General features: G+C 69.5%; 17 protein-coding genes. 9 read left to right on the top strand and 8 right to left on the bottom strand.

What is annotated here, in order from left to right:
- Positions 1–131 precede the first annotated feature (131 nt).
- From ACFO8M_RS16040 to ACFO8M_RS16030, 3 genes are all read right to left on the bottom strand, one after another.
- A complete protein-coding gene (locus ACFO8M_RS16040) occupies positions 132–1,634 on the bottom strand; it encodes a pectinesterase family protein (protein ID WP_387977353.1) in 1,503 nt (500 codons plus the stop codon).
- A gap of 169 nt (positions 1,635–1,803) precedes the next feature.
- Positions 1,804–2,664 (bottom strand): glycoside hydrolase, encoded by an 861-nt coding sequence (locus ACFO8M_RS16035; RefSeq protein ID WP_387977351.1) that lies wholly within the window; start codon positions 2,662–2,664, stop codon positions 1,804–1,806.
- A 129-nt stretch (positions 2,665–2,793) separates the two neighbouring features.
- A complete protein-coding gene (locus ACFO8M_RS16030; RefSeq protein WP_387977349.1) occupies positions 2,794–3,372 on the bottom strand; it encodes a hypothetical protein in 579 nt (192 codons plus the stop codon).
- A 135-nt stretch (positions 3,373–3,507) separates the two neighbouring features.
- Between ACFO8M_RS16030 and ACFO8M_RS16025 the strand changes: the two genes are divergently transcribed.
- Positions 3,508–4,473 carry a GlxA family transcriptional regulator gene (locus ACFO8M_RS16025; protein ID WP_387977347.1) on the top strand — a complete coding sequence of 322 codons (966 nt, stop codon included), beginning with the start codon at positions 3,508–3,510 and terminating at the stop codon, positions 4,471–4,473.
- Here the strand turns inward: ACFO8M_RS16025 and ACFO8M_RS16020 are convergent.
- Positions 4,456–5,331: an ATP-grasp domain-containing protein gene (locus ACFO8M_RS16020; protein WP_387977345.1), complete on the bottom strand. Its 876-nt coding sequence runs from the start codon at positions 5,329–5,331 to the stop codon at positions 4,456–4,458. The genes ACFO8M_RS16025 and ACFO8M_RS16020 overlap by 18 nt on opposite strands.
- Positions 5,332–5,428: 97 nt before the next feature.
- Between ACFO8M_RS16020 and ACFO8M_RS16015 the strand changes: the two genes are divergently transcribed.
- The 6 genes from ACFO8M_RS16015 to ACFO8M_RS15990 all read left to right on the top strand — a co-directional run bounded on the left by ACFO8M_RS16015 (position 5,429) and on the right by ACFO8M_RS15990 (position 10,459).
- Positions 5,429–5,854, top strand: a complete 426-nt coding sequence (locus ACFO8M_RS16015) for a winged helix-turn-helix transcriptional regulator (RefSeq protein WP_387977343.1) — start codon at positions 5,429–5,431, stop codon at positions 5,852–5,854.
- Between the two features lie 46 nt (positions 5,855–5,900).
- Entirely contained in the window at positions 5,901–6,239 is a 339-nt protein-coding gene (locus ACFO8M_RS16010; RefSeq protein WP_387977341.1) for a thioredoxin family protein, read from the top strand.
- 13 nt (positions 6,240–6,252) lie between these two features.
- Positions 6,253–6,813: a GNAT family N-acetyltransferase gene (locus tag ACFO8M_RS16005; protein WP_387977340.1), complete on the top strand. Its 561-nt coding sequence runs from the start codon at positions 6,253–6,255 to the stop codon at positions 6,811–6,813.
- A gap of 210 nt (positions 6,814–7,023) precedes the next feature.
- The gene (locus ACFO8M_RS16000; RefSeq protein ID WP_387977338.1) at positions 7,024–8,316 is read left to right on the top strand and encodes a sensor histidine kinase; all 1,293 of its coding nucleotides are present in this window, start codon (positions 7,024–7,026) and stop codon (positions 8,314–8,316) included.
- Positions 8,301–8,948, top strand: coding sequence for a response regulator transcription factor (locus ACFO8M_RS15995; RefSeq protein WP_387977336.1), 648 nt, complete (start codon positions 8,301–8,303; stop codon positions 8,946–8,948). Before ACFO8M_RS16000 ends, ACFO8M_RS15995 begins: the two co-directional genes overlap by 16 nt.
- A 191-nt stretch (positions 8,949–9,139) precedes the next feature.
- Positions 9,140–10,459, top strand: coding sequence for a sulfotransferase family protein (locus ACFO8M_RS15990; RefSeq protein WP_387977334.1), 1,320 nt, complete (start codon positions 9,140–9,142; stop codon positions 10,457–10,459).
- Here ACFO8M_RS15990 and ACFO8M_RS15985 read toward each other — a convergent pair.
- Positions 10,378–11,652, bottom strand: coding sequence for an MFS transporter (locus ACFO8M_RS15985; RefSeq protein ID WP_387977332.1), 1,275 nt, complete (start codon positions 11,650–11,652; stop codon positions 10,378–10,380). The two genes, ACFO8M_RS15990 and ACFO8M_RS15985, sit on opposite strands and share 82 nt — an antisense overlap.
- On the bottom strand, positions 11,652–12,950 hold the full coding sequence (locus ACFO8M_RS15980) for a GH1 family beta-glucosidase (protein ID WP_387977330.1): 1,299 nt from the start codon (positions 12,948–12,950) through the stop codon (positions 11,652–11,654). Before ACFO8M_RS15980 ends, ACFO8M_RS15985 begins: the two co-directional genes overlap by 1 nt.
- Positions 12,951–13,138: 188 nt before the next feature.
- Between ACFO8M_RS15980 and ACFO8M_RS15975 the strand changes: the two genes are divergently transcribed.
- Positions 13,139–13,567 carry an SRPBCC family protein gene (locus tag ACFO8M_RS15975; RefSeq protein WP_387977328.1) on the top strand — a complete coding sequence of 143 codons (429 nt, stop codon included), beginning with the start codon at positions 13,139–13,141 and terminating at the stop codon, positions 13,565–13,567.
- Here the strand turns inward: ACFO8M_RS15975 and ACFO8M_RS15970 are convergent.
- Complete coding sequence (locus tag ACFO8M_RS15970) at positions 13,542–15,383, bottom strand: bifunctional sugar phosphate isomerase/epimerase/4-hydroxyphenylpyruvate dioxygenase family protein (RefSeq protein ID WP_387977327.1); 1,842 nt, start codon at positions 15,381–15,383, stop codon at positions 13,542–13,544. The two genes, ACFO8M_RS15975 and ACFO8M_RS15970, sit on opposite strands and share 26 nt — an antisense overlap.
- 2 nt (positions 15,384–15,385) lie before the next feature.
- Positions 15,386–16,270, bottom strand: coding sequence for a shikimate dehydrogenase (locus tag ACFO8M_RS15965; protein ID WP_387977325.1), 885 nt, complete (start codon positions 16,268–16,270; stop codon positions 15,386–15,388).
- Between the two features lie 170 nt (positions 16,271–16,440).
- On the opposite strand from ACFO8M_RS15965, the gene ACFO8M_RS15960 reads away from it, so the two are divergent.
- Positions 16,441–17,109 carry a TetR family transcriptional regulator gene (locus tag ACFO8M_RS15960; RefSeq protein ID WP_387977323.1) on the top strand — a complete coding sequence of 223 codons (669 nt, stop codon included), beginning with the start codon at positions 16,441–16,443 and terminating at the stop codon, positions 17,107–17,109.
- Positions 17,110–17,204: the final 95 nt, after the last annotated feature.

Genomic DNA, 17,204 nt, shown 5'->3' with positions numbered 1-17,204 from the left:
CGGCTCGTGGTCTCCTGGCGGTGCTTCCAGACAACCACCGACGGCGGTCGGGCGGCGCGGTTCGGGCAGAAATGGTCCGGCGTGACGAGGCGGCCCGTCGGATGCCGACGGGCCGCCTCAGTGTGTTCGGGCTAGCGGATGGGGTTCCAGCCGTCGCTGCCGCGCAGGTAGTCGACGGGTTCGTAGTTCGCGGCGTCGCTTGAGGACATCTGCGGACGGTTGGCGTTGATCGTGGCGCCCGGGCCGGTGTTCTGGTACTCCCTCAGGCGCGCGTCCTCCCAGGCCAGGCCCGACATGTCGGACCACGGCTCGGCGGTGCGGAAGTGCGCGCCGAGGTTGGACTGGCGGTAGAGGACCTGGCCGCGCGCGGTGGTGGAACCGCCTGCGGGCCAAGGCCGGCCGAGGTAGACCGAGTTGGCCGGGGCGTTGCTGGTCATGTCGCACTGGTAGAACAGCAGCCCGTACGGGTTGGTGATCTCGGTGCTCGCGGCGGTGACGTAGCCGTTGTTGCTGGTCGAACCGCGGGTCAGCGACTTGATCTCGCACCCGTCGAACACGGCCGTGCCGCGCCCGAAGATGAAGTCGACATCGCCTTCGACGTAGCAGTCGTGGTAGTACTGGCGCGAGACCGTGGTGGCCGAGGGCGAGTCGGTCAGGAGCGTGTCCTGGTTGCCGAGGAAGCGCACGTTGTCGAAGACCATGCGGTCGCCCTGGACCTTGACGGCGACGGCCTGGCTGTTGCCGTTGGCGGCCTCGTCGTAGGAGTTGGCGAAGGTCAGGTCTTCGGCGGTGAAGTTCGCCCCTTGCAGGAGGACGCTGGCGCTGCCGCTGGTCCCCCACGTGCCGCCGGAGCCGTTGTCGCAACTGGCGCAGCGGTTCTCGTGGATGACGACGTCGGCGGCATTGCCGGTGGCACCGATGAAGGTGATTCCGGTCTTGCTGGAGGGCACGGTCACGGCGCCTTTGTAGTTGCCCGCCTTGATGAGGATGGTCGCGCCCGACGCGGCGGCGTTCACCGCGGCCTGCACGGTGGTGTAGTCGCCCGAGCCGTCGGCGGCGACCACGATGTCGGCCTGGCCCGCGCCGACTTCGTTCAACTCCCACTGCTGGTTGGTCGCGCCCGTGGGCGTGTACTGGGAGATGCGGCCGCCGTTGGCGGTCGACCATTCCCAGACGTCGAGTGCTTTGCCGGAGGAGCGGTTCACGATGGTGGCGTAACCGCCGCTCTCGGTGATGCGCCACTGCTGGTTCGCGCTGCCGCCGTCGCCCCACTGCTGGATCGTGGCGCCGTCGGCGGTGCTGCCGCTGGCCACGTCGAGGAACAGCCCGGAGTTGCGGTTCTCGATCTTGTAGTAGCCTCCGCCGGCGTCGACGAAGCGGAACTGCTGGTCGGCCGAACCGTTGCTGGCCCACTGGACGAGTTCGGCGCCGCTGGCGGTGGAGGCGGCGCGGATGCCGAGTACGAGCCCGGAGTGGCGGGACTCGATGTTGTACCAGACACCGGTTTCCACCGCGTGCGCGCTGGTGGTGACGAAGAAGCTCCCGGCCGCGGCGATCGCGGCCCCCAGGAGGACGGACAGGACGGCTGCGAGGCGCCGCCTGCGCCGCGGGCGGCGTTCGAGGTTCGTTGACATGTGGACTCCATCGGAGAGCCGGTCGCTGAGGCATGCCGGGAGATTTCCGCAGCAATCCGGGCATTTATATTTGTCAATGTGATTGTAGGGCAATCGCTTCCCAATGCCAAGGCCCCGCATGGGAACGAGGAAGGGCCCGGCGCGGGAACCGGGCCCTTCTCGTTGCCGGTCAGCTGTTGTTGGTGCGGCCCACGTAGACGTTCCGGGCCTTGTAGTAGGTGTCGCCACTCGGGCCGCTGGAGCCCGAGGAGCCCTCCATCTGGAGGTTGATGATGATGTTCATGGCCTTGCCCACGAAGTTCGAGCCGGTGTGGGCGGCCTTCCATGTGCCGTCGAGGTAGTAGTGGATCTGCACGTCCGTGCCGGAGGTCTTGGTCATCCAGATGCGGTACTCGTGCCAGCTGGCGGGCGAGGAGACCGTGACGAGGGTGTTGTCCCAGGCGCCGTCGTAGGTGTTGAACCAGTTCCGGTTGTCGCCCTTGTATTCGAGGATGTCGCTCTCCGGAGGCCAGCTGTTGGCGCCGGTGATCCAGAAGGCCGGCCAGGTGCCGCGGGCCGAGGGAGCCTGGAACTCGCCGCGGATCTCCCAGTTCGGGTACTGGTCGCTGACGAGGACCTGGTTCTTCGCGTGGATCGCCGCAGAGTGGTAGCGGATCGGCAGGTAGGGGTCCTTGCTGCTGTTGCCCTCGTCCCAGGTGATGCGGGTGGCCTTGAGGTTGAGGACGCCGGCGGGCGACAGATAGCAGTGGTTGTCGTCCGTGGAGCTGGCGTACATCCGGGCGGTGCCGTTGTGGTCGGATCCCCAGGGGTACAGGTAGTTCCACTCGGATTCGAGTGCGGCGCGGCTCGCGAAGGAGTTCCCGTCGATGAGGGTCTCCCAGGCCGCGGCGCCGACCTGCTCCGCGGCCGCGTCGGCCGCTCTCGCCGGGTCGACCGCGATCAGGGGCGCGGCGGCGGCCGCTGCCGCCGTCGCCGCGATCCGTTTCAGTGCACTGCGCCGGGTGCTGCCCGCTTGCGGTGGGTTCGTCATGATGACCGCCTTCGCGTCGATGCGCGCCGATGCGACCGCAGCGGAGATTTGCGGTCACATCGAACATTCTCAATATATGGTGCACATTGGGCGCGCGAATGTCAACGCTTTCCAACGCCGCCCGGTCGATCAGCCCTGCAGCGTCACGACCACGATGATGATGGCCACCAACGTGTCCAGGACGAAGCAGAACTCGGCCAGCGAGCGCGAGACGACCAGTTCCCTGCGGTGGTGGTAGACGTCCCAGGCAGCGTGCCCGAGCAGGCCGGCCGCCACGAGGTACGCGCCGAGGTCGCCGCCGATGAAGAGGACCGCGGCGGCGATCCCCCCGAAGAGGGCCATCGCGATCGCCTGGAGCGGCAGGCCTTCTGCGGGGCGGGCCGCGCCGCGCAGGAGCCCGTAGAGGGCGAGCAGGGCGGCGAGCCCGAGGAGGGCCCAGGTGCCGAACTGGTCCCCCCAGGGCGTGAAGTCGGCGGCGCCGATCGCCACGAAGGACATGGCGAACATCGGCCAGGCCGCGCCGCGCCGCTTGACGGCGGCGGCGCCGAGGTAGACGAACCCGGAGGCGGCGACGACCTGCCCCAGCTCGACGCCGGAGGCCATGCCCCACACCGCGAACACGGCGAAGGCGATCCCGAAGGCGGTGGGCCAGCGCCGCAGTGCGGCGCGGACGGGGTTGGCGGAACGGAGTTCGGAGGTGGCGGTCATGATGGGCTCCTCATATACCTAGAGGGGGTATCTGGCATGCCCAACGATCCTCGCTGGCAAAGCCCCGGTCAAGCCGGTGCGCTCGGCATGTCCGAAATCTTGGCTTCCTGGTCTTCCGGACCTAGGCTGGAGGGCATGGATCGCCATCGCGTGGTCGTCGTCGGCTACGACGACGCCGAACTGCTCGACATCGCCTGCGTCACGACCACACTGGACTCGGTGCGGGTGATCGACGCAGCGATCGGCTACGACCTGGCCTTGGCCACTCCGGGCGGGCGGCCGATCACCTGCTCGTCGGGCCTGGTCCTCAACGGGCAGGCGGCCCTCGAACGGGTGCGCGGTCCCATTGGCACGCTGGTGGTCTCGGGCGGTCTCGGCCATACCGGCGCGGCGGACGACGAGCGACTGGTGAGCCATGTGCGGCGCTTGGCCCGCGAGAGCGAGCGCGTCGCCTCCCTCTGCACCGGCGCGAGCGTCCTCGCCGCGGCCGGGCTGCTTGACGGGAAGCGGGCGACCACCCACTGGCACTTCGCGAGTCAGCTCGCGGCGCGGTACGAAAAGGTCGACGTGGACCCCAGGCCGATCTGGGTCCAGGACGGGAACGTCTACACCGCAGCGGGAGTCACCAGCGCCCTGGATCTCTCGCTCTCGTTCATCGAGGCCGACTTCGGCCCCGACATGGCCCGCTGGGTCTCGCGCGCGATGGTCACCTACCTGCACCGCCCGGGCAACCAGGCCCAGATGAGCATGTTCACGGCCGCACCCGCGGTCGACCACGATCTGGTCCGCAAGGTGACCGACCACGTCAGCGAACGCCTCGACGCCGATCTGTCCACAGAGTCCCTCGCCGAGTTGGCGCGGGTGAGCCCTCGGCACCTGACCCGCCTGTTCCGAACCCACCTGCGCCAGACCCCGGGCCGCTACGTCCGGCAGGCCCGAGTCACGGCCGCCGCCCAGCTGCTCACGACGACCGACCTCCCGGTCGCCCGAGTGGCCGCCCGCTGCGGCTTCGCCTCGGCAGAAGCCCTGCGACAGGCCTTCACCCGGGAGTACGGCATCGCCCCATCGCAATACCGGTCGGTGTCATCGACCTCCGGATAGCGCGCGCAGCAGCGGTTCCGGGTCGATGCCGCTCGGGAAGTCGCTGACCTGGCCGTCGCCTACCTCCACCACACGCCAACCGCCGTCAGCGCGCTGCGCGAGGTCGGTGGTGACGAACGGGCATCCCAGCGCCGCAACGGACTCCGCTACGCCGGTCAAGTCGGGGTCGACCACGGTGCGCGGCTGATCCGGGTGCGGCCCGACCACGACCGGTTCGCCGCGCACCCACCAGACGCGAGCCTCCGCGGCCCTGCCGCCGGAGCCTGCGAAGTCCTCGAAGGCCCTCAGGACGAGACCGCCCGCCAGGTCGGGTCCCTGACGTTCGATGAAGCACTCGGCGACCTTCCGCACCGCCTCCAGGTCCCCGAGATCCTCGATGAAGAAGGCCTCCGGCTCGCCCTTGCGCGACTTCACGAAGTCCTTGACCATGCCCGGACCGCCCGGAAGCTCCCCCACCGCGCTCGCCAGCGCATCGTGCGCGGGCACCTCCCCTGCCCGCAACGGGATCCACCGGCTCGACGGGGTCAGGGTCGCGAACCTTCCGTACCAGCCGGGCAGCTCGTGCGCCGACCGGAACTGCTCGGGCGCGGTGGCGAGGTGGACGCCGCGTTCGACGAGCGCGCGATGCAGCTCGGTATACCGGTCACCGGTCACCATCCAGCCCCGGTACCAGGCCTCGCCGAGCCCCTCAGGGACCCGTGCGACCGCTCGGTCGGCGTCGCCGCGAGTCAAGGCGTCATGGTCGATCAGCGCGATCGACGCGCCGAGTCCGACGGCGAGCGCTGCCTCGGCGGCGAAGTGCTCGTCGGGGCGGCGCGGGCTGAGCATGTCAGCGCAGTACAGGAACGCGGCGGGCATCTCGGCATGCTAACCGCCGCATACGATCGGCTCCGGTCAGGTGATACCGCCCGCAGATCGCTGGCAGAGGCTGGGTTCATGGTCTAGACTCTGGACTGTGAAGAATGCGATCGCGGAGGTGCTCGACGTCGTCGGGGATCGGTGGGCACTGCTCATCGTTCGGGAGACGGCGCTCGGCCTGCGGCGGTTCGACCAGTTGCAGGCCTCGACCGGGGCTCCTCGGCAGGTGCTCTCCGACCGGCTGCACCGGCTCACCGAGGCCGGCCTGCTCGCCACGCGGCCCTACCGCATGCCCGGGCAGCGCACCCGCAACGAGTACGTGCTCACCGAGGCGGGGATCGACCTGCTGCCCGTCCTGTCGGCGCTCTCCGATTGGGGCGAACGGCATCTCGCCGAAGGCGACCTGCCTGAGATCGTCTACCGGCACAGCAGCTGCGGCGGCCGCGTCAGCGCGGTCCTGCAATGCGAATGCGGCGAGCAGATCGATCCGCATGGGCGGCTCATCGCCGAAGTCCGCCGCTGAACTCCCGCGCATACCGCCACGAGAACCGATGGAAGAAGGAATACGCATGTCCCTCAACGAGACCACCGACGCCGCCTTTGCCGACGACGTCCTCTCCAGCCCGATCCCGGTGCTCGTCGAATTCACCGCCGACTGGTGCCCGCCGTGCAAGACCATCGCCCCGGTGCTCGAGTCGATCGCCGAGAGCGAGCACGACCGGCTGCGCGTCGTCGCGCTCGATGTCGACGCCAACCCTGAGACGACCAGGAAGTACCAGGTCATGGGCATGCCGACCCTGGCGCTGTTCGTCTCCGGTGAGGTCGTCACCCAGGTCATGGGCGCCCGGCCGCGATCCGCGATCCTCCGCGAGCTGGAACCGCACCTCCCGAAGCCGTCCGCCAGCTGAGACGATACGGCCCATGGATTCGACCTCGTCGCTACCGCCATGGCCGCGCACGCCTCCCGCGCACGGTGGAGTCCTGCTCCGTCGCGCGCGGGCGGGCGATGCGGCCATGGCCAGGGAACTCTCGACCGATCCCTACGTCCCCACGATCGGCACACTGCCCCCGCACGCCGGAGACGACGAGGCCCTGGAATGGATCAATCGGCAGCACCGGCGATATGACGAGGGCACCGGCTTCTCCTTCGCGATCGCCGAGGCGGCGACCGATGCGGCCGTGGGCCAATGCGGGCTCTGGCTCAGCCAGCTCCCCGACGGCAGGGCCACGGCCGGGTACTCGGTCGCGCCCTCCGCCCGGGGACGCGGGTACGCCGCCGATGCCCTCACCGCGCTCACCGCCTTCGGATGGACGGTGCCGGGACTGTTCCGGATCGCGCTGTACATCGAGCCGTGGAACGTCGGCTCGACACGCACCGCCGAGCGCGCCGGCTACCTGCGTGAAGGGGTCCTGCGCAGCCACCAGGAGATCGCCGGGGTCCGCCGGGACATGCTGCTGTACGCGGCCGTTCGGCCCGAGTAGTGCCGGGTTTTTCAGCACGGATTTGATGGGCCACACCAGGATGCCCCCCAAGAGGGCGCCGAGCCCCACGACCGGGTGGGTCCAGCCCCACTCCCAGGCCGATCGCATTGGCAAGGGCCTCAGCATGGTGCACAGTCGAGGCCTCAAGCCGGTTCGGCCGACACGGTAGGTGTGGGTCGCAGAGCCGGAGCAGCGAGCGAGGGGACGGCCATGCGAGGGGCGAAGTTGTGGGCATCGAAGGTCTGGACGGGATTCGCGCGGTCGTGCGCCGTCGCCGGAACGGGCCTGCTGATCCCAGCCGGCTGGGCAGCCGTGGCCGTAGTCGTGTTGTGGTTCGGCCTCAGCCCGTGGGAGTCGATCGCGCCGTTCCTGATCGCCTGCGCCGCAACCCTGGCCCTGTCGAAGCCGGTGGCCGGGAGGTTCCGGAGGTTCGCCGAGCGGCGGGCCGGGTCGGTCATTCGCTCGGGTGAACGCGAACGGCATCCGATCGTCCAGATGAGCACCGGGTACTGGTGGAACGGCTACTCCTACACGAGTACGCAGAAGGAGGCACGCGAGGACCAGGAGCTGAAGGACCGGTTCCGCGACCCGGCCACCTGGCGCGACCTGCGATTCACCGTGGTCGCGGCTGGAGCGGGTGCGATCGCGGCCGTCCCGCCCGCAGGCCTGGTCGCAGCGGTGCTCGGGTTCGCACAGCCGGACGCCGATATGGCACTGGTCGTCGAATTCGCGCCGTCAAGTGCCTCCATGCGACTGATCGGCGTACTCGGACTGGTCATCGCCCTCGCCGCCGCTCCGTTCGCCTGGCGGCCCGCCGTGCCGCTCACAGTGCGGTTCCTAGGCCGCTCGCAGGCGACGGCGCTTGCCGAACGAGTGGACGAGCTGACGGCCCAGCGCGCGGATTCGACCGTGGCGCAGGCGGCCGAGATCCGCCGCATCGAAAGGGACCTGCACGACGGCGCCCAGGCACGCCTGGTCGCGCTGGGTCTGGCGCTGGCGACCGCCGAGAAGCTCATGGAGACCGACCCCGCCGGAGCGAAGGCGCTGATGCGGGAGGCGCGGGCGGGCGCTGCGGCGTCACTGGTCGAACTGCGGGAGCTGGTCAGAGGCATCAGTCCCCCGGTGTTGAACGAACGCGGCCTGGTCGACGCCGTCCGGGCGCTGGCCCTGGACAGCTCGATCGAAGTGGCCGTGAGCGCCGACCTCCGGATGCGCCTGGACGCGCCGATCGAGGCGGCCCTGTACTTCGGGATCGCCGAGTTGATCACGAATGCGGTCAAGCACGCCCGCGCGACCAGAGCACGGATCGACATCGCCCTGATCGGGTCTGACCTGGTCGTCGAAGTCGAGGACGACGGCCGGGGACGGGCCGAGGCCGTCCCCGACGGCGGACTCGCGGGGCTGCGCCGACGCCTGGGTGTCTTCGACGGCAAGCTGGAGCTCGACAGTCCGGTCGGAGGACCGACCCGTGCGAAGATGACGGTGCCATGCGAATCGTTGTAGCCGAAGACCTCTACCTCCTGCGCGACGGAATGGTCCGCCTGATCGAGGCCTACGGGCACGAGGTGGTCGCGACGGCCACCACGGGACCGGAAACCCTCGAAGTGCTGCTGCAATGGCGGCCCGACGTCGCCGTCGTGGATGTCCGGATGCCGCCGACGCAGTCCGACGAAGGTCTGCGAGCGGCGATCGCGGCCCGCCGCGAGGTCCCCGGCCTCCCGATACTGATCCTGTCGCAGCACGTGCAGCAGCTGTACGCTCGCGAACTGCTGGCCGACGGCGCGGGCGGCATCGGGTACTTCCTGAAGGACAGTGTGTTCGACGCCGACCAGTTCATCGATGCGCTGGAGCGAGTAGCCAAGGGCGGCACGGCTGTCGATCCGGCCGTGATCGCCAGGCTGCTGACGAGCGGCCCGTCGAACCGGCGGCTCGCGAAGCTGACCGATCGCGAGTTGGACGTGCTCGGACTCATGGCGGAAGGGCTGTCGAACCAGGCGATCAGCAAGCGACTGTTCCTGAGCGAGAGCGCGATCAGCAAGTACACGACCTCGATGTTCGGCAAGCTCGGCATCAGCGACGACGAGAACGGCAACCGCCGGGTCCTCGCGGTCTTGACTTTCCTGAACCGACCTTGACTTCAGTGCGCTGCGTGTCGCGGACGACGACCGGTGGGACCGCCGCCCTTCTCCTTGCGCCGCAAGGATTTCGCCGGTCAGGGAACTACACCGTCGCCGCGAACCGCCTACAGCGGGCCGAAACCAAGACGAAGACGCTTCCTGCCTACCATCGTGGCGTCCCCTGATTGGCCCCCTTGAGGAGAAACACCTTGCGGCGCACCTCGATCACGCTCGACATCGCGAACCTGCTCACCGCACTCCCCGCCCGAGGCCGCCACGACCCGGACAAGGCGTTCGACAAGATCGTGGACAAGGTCCGATCCGATATCGACGGCGTCACGCTCCGCGAGTCGGACGAGGCCCTACTCGACTCGATCCGCCGGCTCATGCGGTTCACCGCCGGCACCGAAGGCCTCTCCGGCGTCGGCTGGCTGTCGATCCTCGACATGATCACCGCCCGCGTCGACAACCTCTTCCGGGTGCGGAAACTCCACAACCTCCATCCCGAGATCGGTCGCGAGGTCATCAAAGCGCCGATCTTCGTCGTCGGCATGCCGCGGACCGCGACCACCTTGACCCACAAGGTGCTCGCCCAATCTCCGGGCAGCCGCGGGCCGCTCCTGTGGGAGATGTACAACGTCGACCTCCCCCAGGCCCCCCGCACCGAGAAGCGCCGGCGCACCGCCACCCAGCGCCGCCTCGACCAGACGCTCGCCCTCAGCCCCTCCTGGAAGCAGATCCACCCCGTCTCGGCCGACCTGCCCGAGGAGATCTACTTCCTGCTCATCCACACCGCCCTGCACTGCAGCGTGCTCCCGATGCCGGACTACGTCGAGTTCCTGAAGACCCACGACTCGACCCCCGACTACCAGTTCATCAAGGAATGCCTGCAGGTCCTCCAGCACGGGCGGGAGCCCAAGCGCTGGGCGCTCAAGCACCCCGGATCGCTGTTCCACCTCCAGGCAGTGCACCGGGTCTTCCCCGACGCGCAAGTCGTGTGGACCCACCGCGACCCGAACACGGTCATGGGCTCGATGTGCTCCATGGCCGAATCGCTGATCCGCCTGCACGTCAAGCGCAGCGCAGTCGATCTCCACGCGATCGGAGCGCTCTGGCTCCAGATCCTCTCCGAAGGAGTCGCCTCCGCGCGCGATCAGCGGGCCCAACTGCCGCGGAGCATAGTCATCGACGTCGGCTACCACCTGCTGATGTCCGCCCCCCCACGCGTACGTCCCGAAACTGTTCGAGCAGTTGGACATCCGCTGGAGCGACGTCGACGAGCGCAACCTGAAGATCGCGCTCGACAGGCCGACCGATCATCGCGGGCACGAGTACGCGATGAGCAACTACGGGCTCTCGCCGGACGCGATCGGCGACGCCTTCGGCGATTACGAGCGGTTCGTCACGATGCTCAAATAGCAGTCCGCGCCATGCCGGCGATCGCTGATCAGCGCACGGACTTGATGGGCCACACCAGGATGCCGCCGAGGAGGGTGACGATCGCGCTCAAGGCGTACAGCCCTGAGTAGCCGCCGAAGCCGGCGACGATCGGCGCCGCCAGCGCGGGGCCGAGGACCTGCGGGGCGGTGGCGGCGATGTTGATGATGCCCAGGTCTTTGGCGCGGTCGGACGCGGCCGGGAGCACCTGGGTGATGAGCGCCTGGTCCACCGAGAGGTAGACGCCGAAGCCGGCGCCCATGATCGTGGCGGCGGCGAGCGCGGCCGGCCAAGTGTGCCAGAACGTCAGGATCAATGCGGCACAGGTCATCACGGCCGCGGAGGCGACCACGAGCGGTTTGCGGCGCCCGACCCGGTCGGAGAGCACTCCCCCGGCGACCGAGGTGGCGATGACGCCGCCGGTGTAGAGCAGGGTGAGGATCAGGACGCCCTCGTCGGCGCTGTGGCCGGGGAAGAGCGTCTCGTAGCCCACCGCGTCCTGTAGGAAGAACAGCAGGTAGAGCGTGCCTGTGGCGTTGCCGAGCATGACGAGGAAACGCGTGAACCAGGCCCAGGCGAAGTCCGGATGGGCGCGCGGGGAGACCCAGAAGGTGCCCGCCAGCGCCCGCCACGAGAACGGCGGCCGGGCGGCGCGGGGCAGCGGCGGGTCCGGTGTGGACAGGACGAACGGCAGCGCCATGGCGATGGCCGCCAAGCCGATCACGAGGTAGCCGGTCGGGAGGTCGGTGACGAGCATCGTGACGATGACCGCGCCGATGACGAGCCCGAGGGCCTGCGGGAAGCCGATCCAGCCGGAGACGACGGCGCGCTGGCGGACGGGCACGTGGTCGGGGATGCCCGCGTTGAGGCTCGCGTACCCGGCGTTGAGGGCCGCTTGGGCGAGGCACCAGCACAGGAGCACGCCGAGGACGCTGGTCTGGAGGCCGAGGAGGCAGAGAGCGGCCGCGCCGAGCGCGACGCCGCCGAGGGTCCAGGGGTGGCGGCGGCCGAAGCGGCCGGTGGTGCGGTCCGAGAGGGCTCCGGCGAGGGGGTTGGCGACGACGGCGACGAGCGCGCCGAAGCCGGTGACGAGGCCGAACGCGGCGACTTTGCCGTCCTCGTCGATGTCGGCGAGCTGCAGCGGCAGCAGCACCTGGATCGGGGTGAAGAAGGCCATGTACAGGCCGAGCATCCCGGTGGAGATGCCGCCGATCCAGGCTTTGCCGACGTTGCGTTCGGGTTCGGCGAGGGCCGCGGGCGCAGGGGCTTGAGGGGTGGTGGTCATCAGGGCCGGCTTGCGATGTGGTTGCGGTACCAGTCGAACGAGGCCTTCGGGGTGCGGTCCTGGGTGTCCGGGTCCACATGCACCAGTCCGAAGCGCTGGTGGAAGCCTTCGGCCCATTCGAAGTTGTCGAGGAGGCTCCACACGAGGTAGCCGCGGACGTCGGCTCCTTGCGCGATCGCGGCCTCGACGGCCTTCACGTGCGCCGCAAGGTAGTCGATGCGGAACCGGTCGGGGATCGTGCCGTCGGCGGCGGGCTCTGCGGTGTACGAGCAGCCGTTCTCGGTGACCCACAGGGGCGGCAGGTCGAGGCCGTAGTCCTCGGTGAGTTCCACAAGGGTCTGTGTGAGGCCGGAGGGGATGACGGGCCAGCCGAAGTCGGTGGTCGGCACGTGGTCGAACTCGATGATGTCGAAAGGCAGCGGCGATTCGGGCGCGGGCCCGGCGAGGCGGGTCGGGTTGTAGTAGTTGACGCCGAGGCCGTCGATGGGTTGCGCGATGGCCTCCAGGTCGCCGTCCTTCACGAACGGCAGTGCCTCGGTGAAGCCGAACGCGGTGAGGTCGGGGTAGCGGCCGCGCAGGACCGGGTCGGTGAACAGGCGGCGGTGGAGGAGGTCGTAGGCCTCGGCGGCGGCGAGGTCGTTCTCGTTGCCGGTGAAGGGAACCGCAGGCGTATAGCTGTTGGTGAGCATGACGAACGGGGCGCCCGCGGCGCGGAGGGCGCTGGTGGCGAGGCCGTGTCCGAGGAGCTGGTGGTGGGCTGCGGGGAGCGCGTCGAGCAGCAGCGTGTGCCCGGGGGCGTGCTGGCCGAGCGCGTAGCCGAGGGCCATGTGCTCGAAGGGCTCGTTCAGGGTGATCCAGTGCCGGACGCGGTCGCCGAGGCGCTCAGCGGTGATGGCGGCGTATTCGGCGAAGCGGTGGGCGGTGTCGCGGTCGAGCCAGCCGCCGGCGTCTTCGAGGGGCTGCGGCAGGTCCCAGTGGTACAGGGTCGCCATCGGGGTGATCCCGGCTTCGAGCAGGCCGTCGACGAGGCGTTCGTAGAAGTCGAGGCCGGCCGCGTTGGTCGGGCCGGTCCCGCCCGGTCTCACGCGCGGCCAGCTGACAGAGAACCGGTAGACGTCGACGCCGAGGTCGCGCATCAAGGCGATGTCCTCGGGGTAGCGGTGGTAGTGGTCGCAGGCGGTCTCGGCGGTGTGGCCGTCGCGGATCTTCCCGGGCGTGCCGGTGTAGGTGTCCCAGACGGACGGCCCGCGGCCGTCCTCTGCCGTGGCGCCTTCGATCTGGAAGGCCGAAGTGGCCACCCCCCAAGCGAAGTCGGGCAAACGCGGCGTTGCGACCACAGGCACCTCCGAAAGTGACGCGAGTAACTTTCGTGAAGATACCAGCAGGGTGACCCGGCGGTAACCCCTGAGAGGACCGGAGTTTCGTGCAGGAGGCCGCCGACGTCGAGGACCGCACGGTCGATGCCGCCGGGCATAGGATGAGCCCGATGAAGTTCACCAACACGATCACGATCGACCGCCGGACCGCCGACGTGTTCGCCTACCTCGCCGACCTCGAGAATCTTCCTCAATGGAATTACGCGCTCGGCGAGACCGAGCTGACTTCCGCAGGCCCGGTCGGCGTCGGCTCCCGCTACCGCCAGACCCGGACCATCCCCACTCGCAGCGAGGAATCGCTGGAGGTGACCGCATTCGAGCCCGACAGCAGGCTCTCCATCCGAGGCGATCTCGGGCCGTTCCACTCCGAGGTCGACTACCTGCTGGCCCCGGCCGGCGGCGGCACGCTCCTCACCAACACGATGCGCCTCCAGCCCTCCGGGGCCGTGCGCGTCATCGCGCCGCTGGCGGCGATCAAGGTGAAATCGGCCGTGGCCGCCAATCTCGAAGCCCTCAAGCAACTCCTCGAACGACGCTAGCGAGCCCCTGGAGACGGACGCGGCGATGGGCGGCCATGCGGACCGGGGCGTTGAGGGCCCCGTACCCGCGATAGCCGCTGATGCGTTGCACGACTTCGAAGAAGATCCGGGTACCGAGGACCGGCGTGTAGCAGTGCAGGAACTCGCCCTGCTCGTCGCGGTCGTAGAGCAGGGAATGCTCGCGCAGGAGGTCGAGGCGCTCGGGCGCGATCCTCGCGTCGAGGTCGTCGTAGTAGTTGTCCGGGATCGCCAGCAGCAGGCCCCGATCGCGCAGGCGCGCAGCGGCTCCGGCGATGTCGTCGGTTGCGAAGGCGACGTGCTGCGGGTGCGGCACGCCCGGGGCCCATTCGCCGCGGCGCACGGCCGCGACGCTCAGCGCGATCCGGACCCACTGCGCCGCATCGGTCATCGACAGACTCCGCACGAGCCCGAACGGGGCGGCGACCTCGGCCGGGACTTCGGGGTGGAGCCCGAACACGGTGCGGTAGAACAGGGCCGCGCCGTCGAAGTCGTCGGTCTGCTGGGTGAGCGCGACATGGTCGACCGCGCTCAAGACCGATGGCGCGGACCCGCCCACAGCTTCGAAGTCGGCGAGCCAGCTCTCCTCGACATCCGTGCGACAGAAGAACACCGAGGTGCCGTCCGGGGCGGCGATCGCGGCGAGATCGGCTTCATCGGCGCGGTGCTCCCGGGACAGGACCGGGGCCAGCAGCCGCTCGGCCCGACGCGCCGAGGCGGCCGGGTCCGGGCTCTCGACGGCGATCGCGGCCACCGCCGTCGCGTCCCCGGCGTCCACATCGGTGTTCACCAGGACTCGCGCGCTTCCCTGCTCCCACAAGGCGACCGGCTTGGAACGGTGTCGCCCGGTGCGGGTGAAGCCGAGGGCGTCGAGCGCGCCGGTGACCTCGGGTGCGGCGCCGCCGCCCGCGGCGATCTCGACGAACGCGAAACCCTGGAGCTCCGGCGGTGCGGGCAGGCCGCCCTCCACGGACCGCGGCTCCACCGATTCCCGCAGGCTCAGCAGGGACCGCAGTGCGTCCACGGCGGCCACGCGCGGATCGGATTGGCGGAACACGTCATTGAAGACCTCGAGCGAGAGCGGACCCTCGTATCCGGATCGGAGCACCAGGTCGAGGAAACGCGGCAGGTCGAACGCGCCCTGCCCGGGGAACAGGCGGTGGTGGCGGCTCCACTGGAGCACGTCCATGTCCAGGTGCGGCGCGTCCGCGAGCTGGAGGAAGAACAGCTTCTCCGCCGGGATCACGCGGATCGGGGCGGGATCCGAACCGCGCGAAAGGATGTGGAAGCTGTCGAGGCACAGTCCGAGGTCGGGGTGGTCGGCTCGCCGCACGATCCGCCACGAGTGGTCGAAGGTGCTCACATGGCGGCCCCAGGCCAGCGCCTCGTACGCGATGCGGACGCCCCGCTCCGCAGCGCGGGTCGCGAGGAGGTGCAGGTGCTCGGCGGCCAGGTCGTCGTCGTTCACCGACTCGGGCGAGACGGTGGAGCAGACCAGGGCCATCGAGGCGCCGAGGCGTTCCATCAGGTCGAATTTCTTCTCGGCACGGCGCAGGTTCGCGGCGAGCAGATCCGGCGGGACGGCTTCGAAATCGCGGAACGGTTGGTAGAGATCGATGTTCAGGCCGAGGTCGGCGCAGCGTGTACGGATCTCCTCGGGGGCGAGGGCAGAAGCGACGAGGTCCGGTTCGAAGATCTCGACGCCGTCGAAGCCTGCGGCGGCGGCCGCGTCGAGTTTGTCTTCGAGGGTGCCGGAGAGGCAGACGGTGGCGATGCCGAGCTTCCGGTTCGGGGGCAAGGTCAGCTCCTTCGGGTGTGCACGAGTTCGTCGAAATGGCGGAGCATCCGGTCGGCGTTCGGTTCGACGCCGGTGAAGAGCCGCATGGAGTCAACGGCCTGGTAGACCGCCATCCGGCCGCCGTCGAGCACCCGGCAGCCCGCGGCGCGGGCGGCGGTGAGCAGTTCGGTCTCGAGCGGGAAGTACACGACGTCGGCGACCCAGAGGCCGGGGCGCAGGAACGCTTGCGGCACTGCCGATCCGGGGTGCTCGCGCATGCCGGTGGGGGTGGCGTGGACGAGGCCGTCCGCCGCGGCGAGAGCGGATTGCAGCTCGTCGAGCGGGCCGGCGCTGATGCGGTGGCGTCCGAAGTGGGCGCCGAGCGCGTCCACGAGGCGGGCGCTGCGGTCGGCGTCCAGGTCGAGCACGCGGATCGCGCCGGCGCCGATGCCGAGCAGGGCGTGCGCGACGGCCGCGCCCGCGCCTCCGGCGCCGAGGAGCACGATCCGGTCCATGTCGGCCCCGGCGAGGCCGCCCATGGCGCTGCGGGCGAAGCCGGAGGCGTCGGTGTTGTAGCCGAGTGCCTTGCCGCCCTTGAAGAGGACGGTGTTCACCGCGCCGAGCACGGCGGCCTCTTCGGAGAGGACGTCGAGGTGGGCGGTGACGAGCTGCTTGACCGGGTGGGTGATGTTGAGGCCGGTGTAGCCGGTGAGTCGGGCGGCGGCCAGGAGTTCGCCGATCCGTTCGGGTTCGAGGCCGAGTTCGAGGAGGTCGAGGCGCCGGTACTGGTAGCGCAGGCCGAGCCGGTCGGCCTCGCGTTCATGCAGCGCCGGGCTGAGGGAGGGCCCGAGTCCCGCGCCGATGAGCCCGATGAGGCGGGCGCCCGGCGCTCCGAAGTCTTGGGCCACGTGGTCTCCTCGCGGTCGGACCTAATGTACGAACTAGTTCATTCAAACTATCAACCTTGGGCCGGTTTGGAAAGGGGCAGCCGGGAAGGGCCCGTTCCGGGAACCGCACCCGATCCGCGTTAGAGTTGCGGGACCCGCCGCCCGGCCCGACACACGCCCGAGGGACCCGCTTGACCACAACGCCGTCGCAGACCACCCCGGCCGACGCCGAGGGCGGCGACCGCGTACGCGACCCGCAGCGCACCCGCGGCGAGATCCTCGAAGTGGCGACCAGCGAGTTCGCCGCGAACGGGTACGCGGGAGCGCGGGTGGACGAGATCGCCGCCAAGACCCGCACCACCAAGCGGATGATCTACTACTACTTCGAGAGCAAGCAGGGGCTCTACCTGGCCGTGCTCGAGCGGGCCTACTCGGTCATCCGATCCCTTGAGCGCCAAGTGGACGTCGAGCACCTCGACCCGGTCGCGGCCGTGCGCCAGCTCGCCGAGCTCACCTTCGACCACCACGAGTCGCACCCCGACTTCATCAGGCTCGTGAGCATCGAGAACATCCACGGCGCCAAGCACCTCGCCGAATCCGAGATGCTGCCGGGGCTTTCGGCCCCGGTGGTCGACGTGATCAGCCGGATCCTCGAACGCGGCTGGGCCGACAAGCTGTTCCGCGAAGACGTGGACGCCTTCGACGTCCACATCCTCATCAGTTCCTTCTGCGTCTTCCGCACCGCCAACCGGCACACCATCAACGCGATCTTCGACCGCGACCTGCTCGATCCCAAGCGGCGCGAGCACTACCGGAACATGCTGGGCGACATGGTGGTCGAGTACCTGACGGCCCGCTGACACCGGCCCCGCTCCCGCAACATCGATGGGCTGCAATGCACCCATCGCCTTGAGGTGCGCAAACTCTGTCCCGACTTCCTCTTGACACGGCCGTG

The sequence above is a fragment of the Glycomyces rhizosphaerae genome, from assembly GCF_042647865.1.
Taxonomy (GTDB): domain Bacteria; phylum Actinomycetota; class Actinomycetes; order Mycobacteriales; family Micromonosporaceae; genus Glycomyces; species Glycomyces rhizosphaerae.
The sequence above is the reverse complement of the archived record's forward strand: the minus strand, read 5'-3'. Positions and strand labels throughout refer to the sequence as shown.

What these genes read in the sequence shown, in the direction of transcription:
- ACFO8M_RS16040 (WP_387977353.1), bottom strand. Translation starts at nt 1,634, where the DNA reads ATGTCAACGAACCTCGAACGCCGCCCGCGGCGCAGGCGGCGCCTCGCA.
- ACFO8M_RS16035 (WP_387977351.1), bottom strand. Translation starts at nt 2,664, where the DNA reads ATGACGAACCCACCGCAAGCGGGCAGCACCCGGCGCAGTGCACTGAAA.
- ACFO8M_RS16030 (WP_387977349.1), bottom strand. Translation starts at nt 3,372, where the DNA reads ATGACCGCCACCTCCGAACTCCGTTCCGCCAACCCCGTCCGCGCCGCA.
- ACFO8M_RS16025 (WP_387977347.1), top strand. Translation starts at nt 3,508, where the DNA reads ATGGATCGCCATCGCGTGGTCGTCGTCGGCTACGACGACGCCGAACTG.
- ACFO8M_RS16020 (WP_387977345.1), bottom strand. Translation starts at nt 5,331, where the DNA reads ATGCCCGCCGCGTTCCTGTACTGCGCTGACATGCTCAGCCCGCGCCGC.
- ACFO8M_RS16010 (WP_387977341.1), top strand. Translation starts at nt 5,901, where the DNA reads ATGTCCCTCAACGAGACCACCGACGCCGCCTTTGCCGACGACGTCCTC.
- ACFO8M_RS16005 (WP_387977340.1), top strand. Translation starts at nt 6,253, where the DNA reads ATGGATTCGACCTCGTCGCTACCGCCATGGCCGCGCACGCCTCCCGCG.
- ACFO8M_RS16000 (WP_387977338.1), top strand. Translation starts at nt 7,024, where the DNA reads ATGCGAGGGGCGAAGTTGTGGGCATCGAAGGTCTGGACGGGATTCGCG.
- ACFO8M_RS15995 (WP_387977336.1), top strand. Translation starts at nt 8,301, where the DNA reads ATGCGAATCGTTGTAGCCGAAGACCTCTACCTCCTGCGCGACGGAATG.
- ACFO8M_RS15985 (WP_387977332.1), bottom strand. Translation starts at nt 11,652, where the DNA reads ATGACCACCACCCCTCAAGCCCCTGCGCCCGCGGCCCTCGCCGAACCC.
- ACFO8M_RS15975 (WP_387977328.1), top strand. Translation starts at nt 13,139, where the DNA reads ATGAAGTTCACCAACACGATCACGATCGACCGCCGGACCGCCGACGTG.